The organism is Chromobacterium sp. W521 (assembly GCF_052805975.1).
Window position 1 is genome coordinate 211,105 of sequence record NZ_JBRBAF010000009.1, and the last position, 15,398, is coordinate 226,502.

The 15,398-nt window shown below is 61.4% G+C and carries 15 protein-coding genes; 8 read left to right on the top strand and 7 right to left on the bottom strand.

Annotated features, from left to right (window positions below):
* Nucleotides 1–10: 10 nt before the first annotated feature.
* Nucleotides 11–892: a LysR family transcriptional regulator gene (locus ACUXV1_RS16130; protein ID WP_194426338.1), complete on the top strand. Its 882-nt coding sequence runs from the start codon at nucleotides 11–13 to the stop codon at nucleotides 890–892.
* 285 nt (nucleotides 893–1,177) lie between these two features.
* Nucleotides 1,178–1,942, top strand: coding sequence for an EAL domain-containing protein (locus ACUXV1_RS16135; RefSeq protein ID WP_446015761.1), 765 nt, complete (start codon nucleotides 1,178–1,180; stop codon nucleotides 1,940–1,942).
* Between the two features lie 98 nt (nucleotides 1,943–2,040).
* Here ACUXV1_RS16135 and ACUXV1_RS16140 read toward each other — a convergent pair whose 3' ends face one another.
* The 4 genes from ACUXV1_RS16140 to ACUXV1_RS16155 all read right to left on the bottom strand — a co-directional run bounded on the left by ACUXV1_RS16140 (nucleotide 2,041) and on the right by ACUXV1_RS16155 (nucleotide 6,645).
* Nucleotides 2,041–3,807: a putative bifunctional diguanylate cyclase/phosphodiesterase gene (locus ACUXV1_RS16140; protein ID WP_114152903.1), complete on the bottom strand. Its 1,767-nt coding sequence runs from the start codon at nucleotides 3,805–3,807 to the stop codon at nucleotides 2,041–2,043.
* A gap of 5 nt (nucleotides 3,808–3,812) precedes the next feature.
* Nucleotides 3,813–4,259 (bottom strand): response regulator, encoded by a 447-nt coding sequence (locus ACUXV1_RS16145; protein ID WP_114152904.1) that lies wholly within the window; start codon nucleotides 4,257–4,259, stop codon nucleotides 3,813–3,815.
* A complete protein-coding gene (locus ACUXV1_RS16150) occupies nucleotides 4,256–5,731 on the bottom strand; it encodes a sensor histidine kinase (RefSeq protein ID WP_194426335.1) in 1,476 nt (491 codons plus the stop codon). Before ACUXV1_RS16150 ends, ACUXV1_RS16145 begins: the two co-directional genes overlap by 4 nt.
* Nucleotides 5,732–5,835: 104 nt before the next feature.
* Nucleotides 5,836–6,645, bottom strand: coding sequence for an IclR family transcriptional regulator domain-containing protein (locus ACUXV1_RS16155; protein WP_043634753.1), 810 nt, complete (start codon nucleotides 6,643–6,645; stop codon nucleotides 5,836–5,838).
* 164 nt (nucleotides 6,646–6,809) lie between these two features.
* On the opposite strand from ACUXV1_RS16155, the gene ACUXV1_RS16160 reads away from it, so the two are divergent.
* The 5 genes from ACUXV1_RS16160 (at nucleotide 6,810) to pcaD (ending at nucleotide 11,629) form a co-directional block, all read left to right on the top strand.
* Nucleotides 6,810–7,502, top strand: coding sequence for a 3-oxoacid CoA-transferase subunit A (locus ACUXV1_RS16160; RefSeq protein WP_043634756.1), 693 nt, complete (start codon nucleotides 6,810–6,812; stop codon nucleotides 7,500–7,502).
* Entirely contained in the window at nucleotides 7,495–8,154 is a 660-nt protein-coding gene (locus ACUXV1_RS16165; RefSeq protein WP_043634759.1) for a 3-oxoacid CoA-transferase subunit B, read from the top strand. The genes ACUXV1_RS16160 and ACUXV1_RS16165 overlap by 8 nt, the downstream gene beginning before the upstream one ends.
* Entirely contained in the window at nucleotides 8,151–9,353 is a 1,203-nt protein-coding gene (pcaF, locus tag ACUXV1_RS16170; RefSeq protein WP_114152906.1) for a 3-oxoadipyl-CoA thiolase, read from the top strand. Before ACUXV1_RS16165 ends, pcaF begins: the two co-directional genes overlap by 4 nt.
* 329 nt (nucleotides 9,354–9,682) lie before the next feature.
* Nucleotides 9,683–10,834 (top strand): MFS transporter, encoded by a 1,152-nt coding sequence (locus ACUXV1_RS16175; RefSeq protein ID WP_446019664.1) that lies wholly within the window; start codon nucleotides 9,683–9,685, stop codon nucleotides 10,832–10,834.
* A 15-nt stretch (nucleotides 10,835–10,849) separates the two neighbouring features.
* Nucleotides 10,850–11,629 (top strand): 3-oxoadipate enol-lactonase, encoded by a 780-nt coding sequence (gene pcaD / locus ACUXV1_RS16180; protein WP_446015759.1) that lies wholly within the window; start codon nucleotides 10,850–10,852, stop codon nucleotides 11,627–11,629.
* Between the two features lie 45 nt (nucleotides 11,630–11,674).
* On the opposite strand, the gene ACUXV1_RS16185 is transcribed toward pcaD, so the two are convergent.
* Complete coding sequence (locus ACUXV1_RS16185; protein ID WP_446015758.1) at nucleotides 11,675–12,265, bottom strand: TetR/AcrR family transcriptional regulator; 591 nt, start codon at nucleotides 12,263–12,265, stop codon at nucleotides 11,675–11,677.
* Nucleotides 12,266–12,400: 135 nt separating this feature from the next.
* Here ACUXV1_RS16185 and ACUXV1_RS16190 point away from each other — a divergent pair, with 135 nt between their 5' ends.
* Complete coding sequence (locus ACUXV1_RS16190; protein ID WP_446015757.1) at nucleotides 12,401–13,600, top strand: MFS transporter; 1,200 nt, start codon at nucleotides 12,401–12,403, stop codon at nucleotides 13,598–13,600.
* Between the two features lie 28 nt (nucleotides 13,601–13,628).
* Here the strand turns inward: ACUXV1_RS16190 and ACUXV1_RS16195 are convergent, their stop codons facing one another.
* Together ACUXV1_RS16195 and ACUXV1_RS16200 are read right to left on the bottom strand one after the other, a co-directional pair.
* Nucleotides 13,629–14,324 (bottom strand): NAD(P)-dependent oxidoreductase, encoded by a 696-nt coding sequence (locus tag ACUXV1_RS16195; RefSeq protein WP_446015756.1) that lies wholly within the window; start codon nucleotides 14,322–14,324, stop codon nucleotides 13,629–13,631.
* 130 nt (nucleotides 14,325–14,454) lie between these two features.
* Entirely contained in the window at nucleotides 14,455–15,357 is a 903-nt protein-coding gene (locus ACUXV1_RS16200) for a LysR family transcriptional regulator (RefSeq protein ID WP_337883039.1), read from the bottom strand.
* Between the last annotated feature and the right edge of the window lie 41 nt (nucleotides 15,358–15,398).

Genomic DNA, 15,398 nt, shown 5'->3' on the forward strand with positions numbered 1-15,398 from the left:
TTTTAGAACGATGAGCCGGCTCAACTACCACCATCTTCATTATTTCTGGGCTGTTGCCAGCGAAGGGCATCTGACGCGTGCGGCGGAGAGACTGCATGTTTCGCAATCGGCGCTATCGGCGCAAATCCGTCAGTTGGAAGAGCAACTAGGCCAGCCGCTGTTTCTGCGCGAAGGCCGCAAGCTGCAGTTGACGGAGCTAGGTGCGGTGGTGCTGCGCTACGCCGAGGAGATTTTCGCGCTGGGCAACGAACTATTGGCCGTCGCCGCTTCAGGCCAAGGGCGTGGCACCTTGCGCATAGGCAGCGTGGCGACGCTGTCACGTAATTTCCAAGAATGGTTTTTACAGCCGGTGCTGAAAGAAGCCGATGTGCGGCTAGTACTTGAGTCTGGCAGCCTGAATGAATTGCTTCAGCGGCTCAAGAGCCACGAACTGGACGTGGTGCTGTCCAACCGGCCGGTGCTTGGCGACGACAAACAATCTTGGCGCTGCCGCACGCTGGCGCGCCAGCCGGTAGTATTGGTGGGGCCGCCTCGGCCGGAGGGGCTGCCCTTCCACTTCGAGCGCGACCTGCCTACGCTGCCTCTGCTGGTGCCTAGCCGCAAGAGTGAGATTCGCTTGCGCTTTGACCTACTGTGCGAAGAGCTGACCCTACAGCCCGCTATCCGCGCCGAAGTAGATGACATGGCCATGTTGCGACTACTCGCGCGTGACGCGGGCTGCGTAGCTTTGCTGCCTGCCATCGTGGTCAAAGACGAACTGGAAAAAGGGCTGCTACAGCAATATTGTGAAGTACCGCAAGTTGAAGAAACCTTTTATGCTATTACCGTGCAGCGGCGCTCATTGTCGCCATTGCTAAAAAAATTATTAGAAACCGTCGCAAAAACGGGTTAAGTGCATTTAAAAACACCGTCCCCAAAAATTGTCTCCTGCAAAAGCGGCCCTAAATTTTGAACAAGTTATAGGGTTTACAAGGCAAAAATTATATTTTTCAAGAACATAAATCTCATTTGTCATTATAAAAAATTGAAATTATGCCGCCGGGTACTATACTGATATTGATTGCCAAGTAACCGCTACAGTCGCCAGTATTTCTAGAGAGTCCTGCACGGGTTTGCGTGCAAAAAATTTAGCCACTGTTGCAGGAAAAATATCATATCAAGCTCAATGAAAAAATCCATGGAAAGTACCGAAATGCTCGATGATTTTGGTTGTTCGAATTGTAAAAGCCTTACCGCTCTTTCTTTTGATTTCACCATGGCTTTTCAGCCGATTTTAGATGCCAAGACTATGAGGCCGATTGCTTTTGAAGCCCTTGTGAGAGGCATAAATGGTGAATCCGCATCAAGCGTTTTGGAAAAAATTGATGATACGAATCGATATCGATTCGATCAATCTTGCCGGGTAAAAGCTATTGAACTGGCCTCTCGCCTAGGCCTGGCGAAAGATTCAAGCTGCAAGCTAAGCATTAATTTTTTGCCAAACGCAATTTACAATCCATCCGCTTGCATTCGCGCCACCATGGAGGCCACGAAAAAATTTGGCCTCCCCCACTCCAGGTTGATATTTGAAGTCACTGAAGGGGAAAAGGTTTCAAACAGCGCTCACCTAAAAAGAATATTCGACGAATATCGTCGCATAGGGATGATGACGGCCATTGATGATTTTGGGGCTGGCTATTCAGGCTTGAATCTTCTTGTGCAATTTCAACCCCACATAATAAAACTCGACATGGAGCTCACCAGAGACATCCACTTGGACAACACCAGGCAGGTGGTTGTGGAGGCCATTGCGCTTGCATGTAAAAAGTTAAATATAAATATTATAGCCGAAGGAATAGAAGCCCAAGGAGAAGCTGAGTTTCTTTCGACGATTGGAATAAACTGGCATCAAGGATTTTACTACGCGAAGCCAGAGATAGAAGCTTTGCCCTTGTTTAAATGAGCAAGGCAATTTGCAAGAGCTTTACTTTAACAATAAAAATCGACATTGTTTTGTTTTTCAGCGTTCCCAACGAGTACGGCTTCCGTTGTGAACGTCAATCAAGCTCGTCTCTTGCCGCGCTCCCACATTTCCCGCCACGGCAACACTTTTGCCGCAGGCATGGGTTTGGCAATGCTGTAGCCCTGACCCAAATAGCAGCCTAGTCGCATCAAAACTGGCCAATATTTCTTGCGCTCAACGCCTTCGACAATAAAGTCAATGGCGCGGCTCTGGCAGAATACCGCCATGCACTGAATCAACGAGGCGTTGAAGGAACCTGGTTCCAATCCCTGCGCAAACGCTTTGTCCAGCTTGATCTCGGTGATTGGACAGTTTTTCAGGTAGGTAAAAGAAGTGAAGCCCGCCCCAAAATCGTCTATCGACAAGGACACGCCATGGGCGTGAAGTTGTTCTATCATCGCCTTAGCCTTGACCGGGTTGATGACCAGCGCGGTTTCCGTCAATTCCAACACCAGCAGACTGGGTGGAATCTTGTAGCTGGCCAGCCGCGCCATCACCTCTTCCACAAACCGACTATCTTCCAGCATCCGCGCGGAAATGTTCACCGCCACCTTGAAGGGTTCCCGCAGCTGGTTGATCCATATCTGTTGCTGGGACAGCACCAGTTCCAGCGTCAAATAAGTGAAACGGCTCAGTAGATTGCAAGATTCCAGCGTGGGCATGAAGTCATCGGGGTTTACCTGTCCCTGTATCGGGCTATTCCATCTGACCAAGGCTTCGAAGCCGACCACTTCCTCGGTGTCCAGTCGGACCTTGGGCTGATAATGCATTTCCAGCTCCTTGTGCTGGAGCGCCCGGGTTAGCTGGGTAATCAAGGCCTGAGTGGTTTGCCCCGACTTGGGCCAGGGTTTGTCGTTTTCGCCCGCGTACAAGGCAACAGAGCCGAGATTGCTTTTTGCCTGATACATCGCGATATCGGCGCAAGACAACAGCTGGACAGGGTCGCAGCCATGTTGCGGGCACATCGCCACACCGAAGGAGGCGCCTATCGACAAGGCGTGTTCGCCCACCAGAATCGGCGCGTCCAGCGTATGCCCCACTTTCTCCGCCAAGGCCAACGCGCATTCCGCTCCATCCACCTCCAGCAGCAAGGCGGCGAACTCATCGCCGCCCAGGCGAGCGATGGTGTCCGAGCCTCTGAGCAGGCTGGCGAAGCGCGTGCCCACTTCCCGCAGCACCAAATCGCCGGTCTGATGGCCGAGTTTATCGTTGACCTCCTTGAAGCGGTCCAGATCTATCATCAACACGGCAAACGGCAACTGATTGCGAGCGTGCAATGCGCACAACTGCTCCAGGCGATCAAGAAACAGATTGCGGTTGGGCAAATCAGTTAGCGAATCGTAGAGGCTGCGGTGTTGCAATAGCAGCTCGGTTTCACGCAGCTTGGCTTGCATCGCCGCCACCCGCACGCCGTCGCTGATGGTTTGGCGCAGCCGGTCCTCGGTCAGCTCGAACTTGGGCAGGTATTCGTATACCCCCAGTTTGATGGCCTCGGCGGCAATGCGCTCATTGCCGGTGCCGGTGACCGCCACGATCAGGCAGGATTGATTGCGTTGCTGGATTGAGGGCACTAGTTCGCGCCCGTCGCCGTCGTCCAGTTTGAAATCCAGAAAAACAAAGTCAAACAGCTCCCGGCCCAACAGACTCAAGGCGCTGGCCTTGGAGTCCGCTTCCAGGATTTGCGAACATAAGGCGTTTCTGTGCAGCAGGCGGATGATGCGCTCGCGGTCGACGTCGTCGTCGTCCACTACCAGCACGCTGACTTGCTGCGGCGCCTCTTGCAGGCATTCGACATCGTCGATCATTGCGATTACCGGGCCGGCAAAACCACGGACTGGGCGTAAGAATGCAGTAGATCCATCAGTTTCACGAATTGCGGACCCACGGCGGATTTCATCATATAGCCCGCCACGTTTTCCTCGTAAGCGCGCATGCGGTCCGTGTCCCGCGACGAGGTGGTCAGCACGAAGATCACCGAATTGCGCAACTGGTTGTCGGCGCGGACGGTTTCGAGAAATTGAAAACCGTCCATCCGCGGCATATTAAGGTCCAGCAAAATCAGAAAGGGGCTGGTGATCCGCTTGCTGTCGTGCGTTCCCCGCAGGATTTGCAAGGCCTCAAGGCCATCGCAGGCGGTCACCATATTGCACTCAAGCCCTTGGCGGCGCACGCCGCGCAATACGCCTTCAATGGCCACGTCATCGTCATCCACCAGTAAAACCGTAATGTCGCTTGATATCACCGCGCTTGCCATCATTCCATCTCCTTGAGCGGAAACCGCGGCCAGCGGATACGGAAACAAGCGCCGCCCAGCGTGCCGTTTCGATCCAGAACCACGGTGCCGCCATTGCTGTTGACCATGCGGCGGGTTACCGCCAGTCCAACGCCATGCCCCGCCGCCTGGCTGCTGGCGCGGTGAAACAACTTGAAAATACGCTCTTCAGAGCCCTCCGGCACGCCAACGCCGTCGTCTTCCACCGTGAACAGATTAAAGCGCCCTTCTTCCTCCACCGTAATGCGAATCACGCCTTTGCCTCCGCCGTGATGCTTGCAGGCATTGGACAGCAAATTGCGGATCGCCAAGGACAGCGGCGTGCGGGCGGCGGGAAACGGCCTGGCGTTGATTTCAACATCCAGCCGGAAATCGGGGGAAATATCGAGAAGCTCCAGGGTTTCGCGCACCAGTTTGCCGGGGTCGATCTCTTCGATTCGTTCATCCTGGCGCCCTGCCCTCGCGTATTCCAACAAGTCTTCTATCATGCGTTCAGCGCGGGCGATGCGCTCTTCGGCCCGGGCAAAGTTTTTCTCTATGTCCGCGCTGAGCTGGGACGGATCCAAATCTTCGCGAATCCACGAAATCAGATCCGCGATGCCGCGCAAAGGCGAGCGCAAATCATGGGAGGCCACATAAGTGAACTCCTCCAGTTGAGCATTGGCCTGCTGCAGCGTTTCCTCAAATTTCTTGCGCAAAGAGATGTCGGTGATTGCGGCCAACACCTGCCGCTCCCCTTCGGTTTCCAGCGGGGTCAGCCCCACTTCCACCGGAAATTCGCTGCCGTCCCGGTGCTGGGCCAGCAGGTCGCGCCCGGAACCCATCGCCCGCACTTCCGGCGCCTTGGCGAAGGCGGAGCGCAAAGCCGGGTGGCCGTTTCTCACGCGCTGCGGCAGCAGCACCTCCACGGGCTTGCCGACCAGCTCGCCTGGCGGATAACCAAACATGGCGTCCAGTGCTTGATTGGTCATTGAAATCCTGCCATCCGCGCCCGCCATCAGCAGGCCGATAGGCAGTGAAGACACCACTTTGGAAAAGCGATGCTCGAGCCGGCGCCGCGGCGTGATGTCGCTGACAAAGGCCACCGCGCAGACTTCGTCGTCGTGCGGCATCGAACCCAGGCCGATTTCAATCGGGAACTGGCGTCCATCTGCGTGTTGGGCAAACAGCTCGCGGCCGCTGCCCATGGTTCTGGGCGTGGGATTGGCAAAAAACAGCTGACGAAAATCTAGATGGCGTTCGCGAATATCCGCCGGCAACAGCATTTCCACCGGCTGTCCAAGGAGCTGGGCCTTGCTGTAGCCAAACATGTTTTCCAGCGCGCTGTTGACGTAGAGCATGCGTCCATCGGCCGCCACCACCAACACCCCCACCGGGGCGGCCTCTACGACGGAAGCCAGGCCGGCATTACCGGCGGCGCCCGCGGCAGGAACCTTTTCCGGAAATTTGAACGACATCTCGCCCTGCTTTCTCCTATGTTTTATTGCTGTAGGTTTAGCATAGGGTTTTCTCAAGCGCTGTTAATTCTGATGTCCTATCCGCTTCATCGACAACGCTTTGCTCAAGCAAGCAGCAAGGCCAGTTCCGCCGCCGCCTCGCGCAGCACCGGCAAGATGCGCAGCAACAAATCCTCGCGGCTGACGCGCGCGGCTTGCACGCCGACATTGATCGCCGCCGCGGCGCGGCCATCGCCCCCGATGATGGGCACGGCAATGGAACGCAGACCGATTTCCAATTCCTGATCAATCAAGGCGTAGCCCTGCTCCGCCACCCTCGCCAGCTCCGCCTCCAACTCCGGCCGCTCTACGATGGTGTGCGGCGTGTGCTGGACCAGCCTCGCCCGGTCCAATAGTTGAGCGAGCTCGGCGGCGGGCAGCCGGCTCAGCATCGCTCGGCCCATTGATGTGCACGTCGCGGGCAAACGGCTGCCTATATCCAGATCCACCGTCATGATTCGGCTGGTGAAGGCACGCGCGATATAGAGGATGTCGTCGCCGTCCAGGATGGCGATAGAGCTGGATTCGTTGACGCTGCTGCTGACGTGGCGCAGCACAGGCTGGCCGGCGCGCGCCAACGGCGTTGAGCCCAGATAGGCGTGGCCCAGCGCCAGGATGCGCGGCCGCAGGGCGAAATGGCGGCCGTCCTCGCTGTCCACGAAACCCAGCTTGTTCAAGGTGTACAAGCAGCGTCGCACCGCTGCGCGAGGAATGCCGGTGCGCTGGCTGATCTGCGAAGTGGACAGCAGGCGCCGCTGTGCGGAGAACGCCTGAATCACAGCCAAGCCCCGCGCCAGCGAGGCCATGTAGTTGGGGTCGCCGCTAAAGGTCTCTTCCACGCCTTCTTCGGAAATGGGGTCTTGCCGCTGTTGCATCTTGCCTCCTTTTTTTCATCTTGAGCGATTGCCGCACACTATTGCGATCATCGTATTGACCCCGCGGCTGGCCGGCAAGCATGCTGAATGCGCGATTAAAGTTATTTGGTTCGATAATCGCACAACCTCTTTTATGGCTGCACGCAGCCCGCAAAGGACAGTCGATGATAGATAAAACGGTAAGCTCGCCCGCCGCCGCCATTGCCGACATCCACGACGACGCCACGGTAATGATTGGCGGCTTCGGCGTCGCCGGCCAGCCGGCGGAATTGATCGACGCGCTGATAGACCATGGCGCGCGCAATCTCACCATCGTCAACAACAACGCCGGCAACGGCGAAACCGGGCTGGCCGCCTTGCTGCGGGCACGCCGGGTTCGCAAGATCGTCTGCTCGTTTCCGCGCCAGGCGGACTCACAGGTGTTCGACGCGCTCTACCGCGCCGGCGACATCGAACTGGAATTGGTGCCGCAGGGCAATCTGGCGGCGCGCATCCAGGCCGCCGGCGCCGGGCTGGGCGCCATCTTCACGCCCACCGGCTACGGCACTCTGCTGGCGGAAGGCAAGGAAACCCGCCGGATCAATGGCCGCGACTATGTGCTGGAGCTCCCCATCCACGCCGACTTCGCGCTGATCAAGGCCTGCCGAGGGGACCGCTGGGGCAATCTGCAATACCGCAAGGCGGCACGCAACTTCGGCCCCATCATGGCCGCCGCCGCGCGCCAGACCATCGTCCAGGTGGGGCAGCTGCTGCCGCTAGGCGAAATGGACCCGGAAACCGTGGTGACGCCGGGCATCTTCGTTCACAAGCTGGTTTGCGTCGGCGGCCAGTTAACGCAAGGAGGCCGGCATGAATAAACGACTGAATCGCGAGCAGATGGCGGCGCGGGTGGCGCGCGACATCCCGGAGGGCGCGTACGTCAACCTGGGCATTGGCCTGCCCACCCGGGTGGCCGACTATCTGCCGCCGGAGCTGGACATCTTCCTGCACAGTGAAAACGGCCTGCTGGGCATGGGGCCGGCGCCGGCTCCAGGTCAGGCGGACCCAGACCTGATCAACGCCGGCAAGGAGCCGGTCACGCTATTGCCGGGCGGCTGCTTTTTCCATCATGGCGATTCTTTCGCCATGATGCGCGGCGGTCATCTCGACATCTGCGTGTTGGGCGCCTTTCAGGTATCCAGACGCGGGGACCTGGCCAACTGGCACACCGGCGCGCCGGACGCCATCCCGGCGGTGGGCGGCGCGATGGACCTGGCCATCGGCGCCAAGCAAGTGTTCGTGATGATGGAGCATCTGAACAAACAGGGCGAATGCAAACTGGTGGAAACCTGCAGCTATCCTCTGACCGGCGTGGCTTGTGTACACCGTGTGTACACCGACCTTGCGGTGATAGACCTCCGCGACGGAGAGTTGCTGGTGCGCGAATGCGTGCCTGGCCTGGATTTCGATGAATTGCAGCGGCTGACTCCGGTTCGGCTGACCGACGCCCGCCAAGGAGATGTCCAATGAGACAGGCTTATATCTGTGACGCCATCCGCACGCCCTTCGGCCGCTACGGCGGCGCGCTGTCAGCCTTGCGCGCCGACGACCTGGCCGCCCTGCCCTTGGCCGCCTTGCAACAACGCAATCCGGGCGCGGACTGGGCCTTGTTGGACGATGTGCTCTATGGTTGCGCCAACCAGGCCGGCGAAGACAACCGCAACGTGGCGCGCATGGCCGCGCTGCTGGCCGGCCTGCCGGCGTCCACCCCTGCCAGCACGGTCAACCGCCTCTGCGGTTCCAGCCTGGACGCCATCGGCCAGGCCGCGCGCGCCATCAAGAGCGGCGAAGCCGAATTGCTGATCGCCGGCGGCGTGGAAAGCATGAGTCGCGCGCCCTATGTGATGGGCAAGGCGGACAGCGCTTTCGCCCGTAATCTGCGCATAGAGGACAGCACCATGGGCTGGCGTTTCGTCAACCCCTTGCTGCGCGAGCGCTATGGCGTGGACTCAATGCCGGAAACCGCGGAAAACGTGGCCGAGCAGTTCCGCATCTCGCGCGCGGATCAGGACGCCTTCGCGCTGCGCAGCCAGCTGCGAGCCGCCGCCGCGCAGGAAGCCGGCCGGCTGGACGATGAATTGATGGAAGTGCTGATTCCGCGCGCCAAGGGCGAGCCGCTGAGTTTCACGCGCGACGAACACCCGCGCGCCACCTCGCTGGAAGCGCTGGCCCGGCTCAAGGGCGTGGTGCGGACCGACGGCAGCGTCACCGCCGGCAACGCCTCCGGCATCAACGACGGCGCGGCGGCGCTGCTGCTGGCCGGAGAAAACGCGCTGAAACGCCATGGGCTGACGCCGCGCGCGCGCGTACTGGCCATGGCCTGCGCCGGCGTGGAGCCTCGCATCATGGGCTTCGGCCCGGCCCCGGCCATCCGCAAAGTCCTGGCTCTGGCCGGGCTGCGCCTCGATCAAATGGACGTAATCGAACTTAACGAGGCCTTCGCCGCCCAGGCGCTGGCTGTATTGCGAGACCTGGGCTTGCCGGACGACGCCGAACACGTCAATCCCAACGGCGGCGCCATCGCCCTTGGCCATCCTCTGGGCGCCAGCGGCGCGCGCCTGGCCGCCACCGCGCTGTACCAATTGCAACGCAACGGCGGCCGTTATGCGCTGTGCAGCATGTGCATAGGCGTCGGTCAAGGCATCGCGCTGATCATCGAGCGCGTCTGAAAACCTGTTCGCCGTCCACCGCGCGTCGGATAGCGCTACACGGCGAGAGCCGACCGCGCGCCCACTTTCATAGGAGCCTCCCATGCAGAACAAGCCTATGGATATCAGCGAGTTCATCGACGATAGCCCGCTGTCCCGCTATCAAGTCATGGTGCTGACGCTGTGTTTTCTCATCGTGCTGCTGGACGGTTTCGACACCGCCGCCATCGGTTACATCGCGCCGGAGCTGATTGGCCAATGGGGTATTACCCGCAGTCAATTGGCTCCGGCTTTCGGAGCCGGCTTGTTTGGCATGCTGGTAGGCAATTTCGCCTTCGGTCCGGTGGCGGATCGGAGCCGGCTTGTTTGGCATGCTGGTAGGCAATTTCGCCTTCGGTCCGGTGGCGGACCGGCTGGGCCGCAAGCGGGTCTTGCTACTGTGCACCTTGATCTTCGGCCTGGGCACCTTGACCTCGGCGCAATCCGAATCGATAGAAACGCTGGCGCTGTTGCGCTTTATCACCGGTATCGGCCTGGGCGGCGTGCTGCCCAATTGCATTACGCTGAGCTCGGAATACTCCCCTGCCCGCCACCGCATGTTGCTGGTGACGCTCAGCTACGCGGGGTTCACCGCCGGATTGGCGCTGGGCGGCGGCGTCGCCAGCCAGATCATCCCGTTATGGGGTTGGCAAGGCGTACTGGTGGCTGGCGGTCTGGCGCCTCTGCTCTTGCTGCCCTTCATGGCATGGCTGTTGCCGGAGTCCGTGTGCTATCTCGCCGGCAAGCCGGAACAGGAAGCCGCGCTGCGCCGCATCGTTGCCCGCATCAATCCGGACCCTCATTGGCAAAGCCAGTCCTTTCGCCATGAAAACGCGGCGGCGTCCGGCCGCGCCTCGGCCAGTCTGCTGTTCGTCGCCGGCGCTCGCGCCCGCACTTTGCTGTTGTGGCTGACTTTTTTCTGCTGCTTGTTCGTGTTTTATCTGCTGACCAACTGGATGCCCACCATTCTGCGGGACCATGGTTACAGCACGGCGCAAGCGGCGCGCATCAGCGCCATGGTGCCGTTGGGAGGCGCAGTGGGCGGCGTGGTCATGGCCATGCTGATCGACCGGATGGGCGCGCGCCGGGTGCTGCCCTGCTTGTGCTTGCTGGCTGCGCTGGCCCTATCCGCGGTGGGCGCGGCGTTGAGCGACGGCGGCTGGCTGTTCGCCACGGTGTTCCTAGTGGGCTTCAGCCTGACCGGAGCCTTGAACAATTTGAGCATACTCGCCGCCACGCTCTACCCCACCCAAGCGCGCGCCACCGGGGTAAGCTGGGCGCTGGCGGCCGGCCGCGCCGGCTCCATCATCGGCTCGATGACCGGCGCTCTGCTGCTTTCCGCAGCGGGTTCGGCGCACGGTTTCTTCGCTTGGGCCGCCGCGCCGGTGCTGGCCGGCGCGCTAGCCTTGTTCGCGATGGCGCGGCTGGATGCGGCGCCTGCGGTTTTGAAATCCCAGACATAGGTAAAGGAGCCCGTCATGCCCATGCTGAAACTCGCCAGCCATTCGCTGCACTACCAACTGGACGGCCCTCCGTCCGCGCCGGCATTGCTGCTTTCCAACTCCCTCGGCACCACGTTGGACATGTGGCGGCCGCAACTGGCGGCCTTGAGCCGGCGTTACCGCGTGCTGCGCTACGATACCCGCGGCCACGGCGCCAGCACAGCCAGCGCCGAGTGCGGGCTGGCAGACCTCGCCGGCGACGCACTGTCGCTGCTGGATGCGCTGGACATCGAACGCGCGCACTTTTGCGGCATTTCCATGGGAGGCCTCACCGGCCTGTGGCTAGGCGCTTACGCGCCGGAACGCCTGCAATGCCTGGTGGTCAGCAATAGCGCGGCCAAGATAGGTAAAAGCGAAGCCTGGCGGCAGCGCGCCGCCCAAGTGCGTGCCGACGGCATGGCGGAATTGGCCTCCAGCGCCCATCTGCGTTGGTTCAGCCCCGATTTTTGCGCCAAGGCGCCGGACACCGTCGAGCAGGCGCGCGCCTGGCTTGCGGCCACCTCGCCGAGCGGCTACGCCGCCTGCTGCGAGGCGCTGGCCGACGCCGACCTGCGCGCGGACTTGCCGCGCATCGCCACGCCGACTTTGCTGATCGCCGGCCAGCATGATCCGGTCACCACCGCGGCGGAAGCCGCAGCCATGGCCGAGTGCATGCCGAACGCCCGGCTGGCGCTGCTGCCCGCCTCCCACCTGTCCAATCTGGAAGCCCCGCTCGCCTTCGAACAAGCGGTGCTGGCTTTTCTAGACGCACGTTGAAACGAAGCTGTCTATGAACCTGCCAAGACTGCTCTTCAGGGTGCCCTACGCCTTTAGCCGCAGCCCCTCCAGCAAGGTCTCCAGCGCGTCCAGCGTCTGAGCTAGCGCCTCCGGCTGCTCGGCGCCGGACACCCAGCAGGCGCCTTCCAGCAGCGCGCCGTTGATCAAGCGCGCCAGCGCCTGGGGATTGGCGTGGCGAATCAGGCCGGCGTCCATCAGCGCGCGCAAGCGCTCGGCGATGGCGCTGACGCACTGCCGCTGACCGGCCTGAACATATGCGGCGCCCAGCGCCGCCGGCGCATCGCGCAGCAAAATGCGTTGCGCCTCCGGCTGTATGACCGCTTGCAGGTAAGCGCGACAACGTCGCTTGAAACCCTGCCACGGGTCTGCCGCCTCGCGCTCGGCACGCGCGAGGCCGGCCTCGATCTCGGCGTCCAACGCCTGGGCCACCGCCAACAGCAAGCCTTTTTTGTCTCCAAAGTGGTGATAGAGCGCGCCCCGGGTCACGCCGGCGGCGGCGGTCAACTCGTCCATCACCGTCGCGGCGTAGCCATCGGCGCCAAAACTGCGGCGCGCAGACTGCAGTAGCCGGTTCCGAGTTTCCTCCATGGTTTCGCTGCGCGTTTTGCCTGCCATTGTGTTCTCCTGTTTCCGCCCGGGTCGTCACACCGCATTTGACATACGGGATATATGTCGATTAGTTTAACATACGTCGCGTATATTAAAACAGCGAACGGGCTGTATTCACATCGCCCGTCACAAGGAAACCCGATGGCCAACCCCTACCTTAGCCTGTTCTCCCATCCCGGCAGCCTGGCTTTCTCAGCCGCCGCCTGGGTGGCGCGGATGCCGATTTCCATGACGGGTATCGGCATCATCACCATGTTGTCGCAAACCTCCGGTTCCTATTGGCTGGCCGGCGCCGTCGCCGCCACCTTCACTTTTTCAATGGCGCTGCTGGCGCCTCAGGTCTCTAGATTGGTGGACCGCTACGGCCAGCGACGGGTGCTGCCGGCGGCCACCGCGCTCAGCGTGACGGCCATGCTGGGCTTGTTGTTCTGCAGTTGGGCGCAATGGCCGGTGTGGACCTTGTTTGTTTCCGCCGCCCTCGCCGGCTGCATGCCCAGCATGTCGGCGATGGCTCGCGCGCGCTGGACGGAGATCTATCGCGGCTCGCCGCAACTGCACACCGCGTTTTCGCTGGAATCGGTATTGGATGAGGTTTGCTTCATCGTCGGCCCGCCCATCGCCGTCGGCCTGAGCGTGGCCGCGTTTCCACAGGCCGGGCCCTTGCTGGCCGCTGTGCTGCTGGCGGGCGGCGTCGCCGCCTTCTGCGCGCAAGCCGGCACCGAACCGCTGGTGCATCCAGAGACGGGGGAGCGCCACGGCTCGGTCGCTTCCTTGGCCGGCATGCAGGTGCTGATCCTGGCCCTTGTGGCGCTGGGCGCCATCGCCGGGGCCGTGGACGTGATCAGCGTCGCTTTTGCTCAGCAGCAAGGGCAACCGGCGGCGGCCAGCATCGTCTTATCGGTGTACGCGATCGGCTCCTGCCTGGCCGGCCTGTTGTTTGGCGCGCGCAAGCTCAACATGCCGCTGCCGCGGCTCTTCGTTCGGGCCGCCGCCGCTACCGCCTTGGCCACCCTGCCTTTGCTGCTGGTCTCCAATCTCTGGCTGCTGACCGCCGGCGTTTTGCTGGCCGGCGTGTTTTTCGCTCCCACCATGATCGTTGCGATGGGTTTGGTGGAAGAGATGGTCCCGCCGACGCAACTGACCGAGGGCCTGACCTGGCTGATCACCGGTCTCGCCAGCGGCGTGGCGCTGGGCGCGGCGGTGACGGGTTGGGTAGTGGATCATGCAGGCGTGCGCGCCGGCTTCGGCGTGACTCTGGCCGCCGGCGCGCTGATGGCGTTGATTGCGCTGGTCGGACAGAAGCGGATAGCCTCTCACTATTTGCAAGAGAAAGCAGCCTAGCCGGCTAGCATCCAACGGCAAGGACGCGTCAGTCCGCCACTGCGGCGATGGCGGCCTGCGCCGATGGAGTGTGGCGGCCGACGATGGCCGGCGCCCGCCGGATCAGAGCCTCATCTTCCAGCGCCGTCACCATGAAGAGGGCGAAGTCTGTTCGGCGCGTGAGATTGCTGTTCAACACGGCATCGCCAACATGTTCGCTCCACAAAGGCAGGCCCTCGCTGACGCCCTCTTCCAGATTGCTGCCGCGCACCACGGTCCACTGGGTGTCACTGGCGAAGATCAAGTTGCAAGCCCGAACTTGATCCTCGATTTCGCCGACGCGAAACAAGCGTAGCAGCCAGCCGCCTATCGACACCGCCAACCTAAGGGACAATGGGTAGACATCCTGGCCGTCGCGGCTGATGTGCCAGCCGCAGGAAAATACCAGCCGCGCGCCGACCGGGGCGAAATCCAGCACAGCCCGAGCGGTGCCCGACGAGTAATGCTTCATACCCCAAGGCACCAGCACGGTTAATACACCGTCGCAGCCGGCCACGGCCCGTTGTATGAGCTGACGATCGTCGCTGGCGCCGGGCATGATCGTGATGCGGTCCTTGAAGCGCTCCAGCTTGGGTGCGCTGACCGCGCGGCAAACCGCGACCACCTCGTAACCCCGGTCCAGCGCATGCTGAACCATGTATTGGCCCAGTTTGCCGGACGCGCCTATGATGCATATTTTCTTCATGGCTCCCCCTGTCATTGAATTGAAAAACCTCGCCGCGCGAACGCTTATTGCGGACCGCTCACCGTCACGAAACGAAAAACACACTCTCCCTCTCGCCCTGCAAATGAATGTCGAAACAGTAGCCCACCCTCTATTTCTCCAGAGCCTCCTCGCGCGGCAACAGCTCGCGCAGCAAGCGCCGGATCAGGGCCAGTTCTTCTGAACGGTCTCCGCGCCGCGCGCTCATGATTAGCGGCGACGCCAGGCCCTCGTCCGTTAGCGGCCGGTAAACCACATCGTCTCGGCGTAGCCGCAATACGCTCGCCGGCACCACGCACACGCCCATGCCGGCGGCCACCAGGCCCAGCGCGGTTTGAAGTTCGCGCACCTCCAGCGTGTAAGCCGGTTCCAGCGCGCGCTGGCGGAAGGCGGCCAATACTTGGTCGGCGTAACTGGGGCGAGGCTGGCGCGGGTAGATCAGCACCGTTTCCTCCGCCGCGTCGCGCAGGTGCAACGGGGCCTCCAGCCTTGCCAGCGGATGCTCCAGCGGCAGCGCCAGCCACAGGGCTTCCTCGGCCAGCACCTCGCGCTCCACCGCCGGATCGTCAAACAAAAGCCGGCCGAAGCCGACGTCGATGCGTCCGGCTTTCAAGGCCTCCACCTGCTCCAACGAAGTCATTTCCAGCAAGGACAGCTCAATGTCCGCATGGATGGCGCGAAAACGGCGTATCACCTCCGGCAGCGGCCGGTACAGAGTGGAACCGACATAACCTATCACCAGCTGGCGGCGCGCCAGCGCGATCTTGCGCGTCATCGCGCGCATCCCCTGGGCCTGGGCCAGCAGATTGCGCGCCTGGGCGTAGAAGAAGCGGCCGGCCTCGGTCAGCTGCAGCGGCCGCGCGCCGCGGTCCAGCAGCAACAGGCCCAGTTCCTCCTCCAGTTGCTGGATCTGTCGGCTTAGCGGCGGCTGGGCGATGTGCAGTCTTTCCGCCGCGCGGGTGAAGTTGAGTTCCTCGGCGACGGCGACGAAGTAGCGCAAATGGCGCAATTCCATTCAATACCTCACAGGTATGAAAGCAGACGAAAACGGTGTTG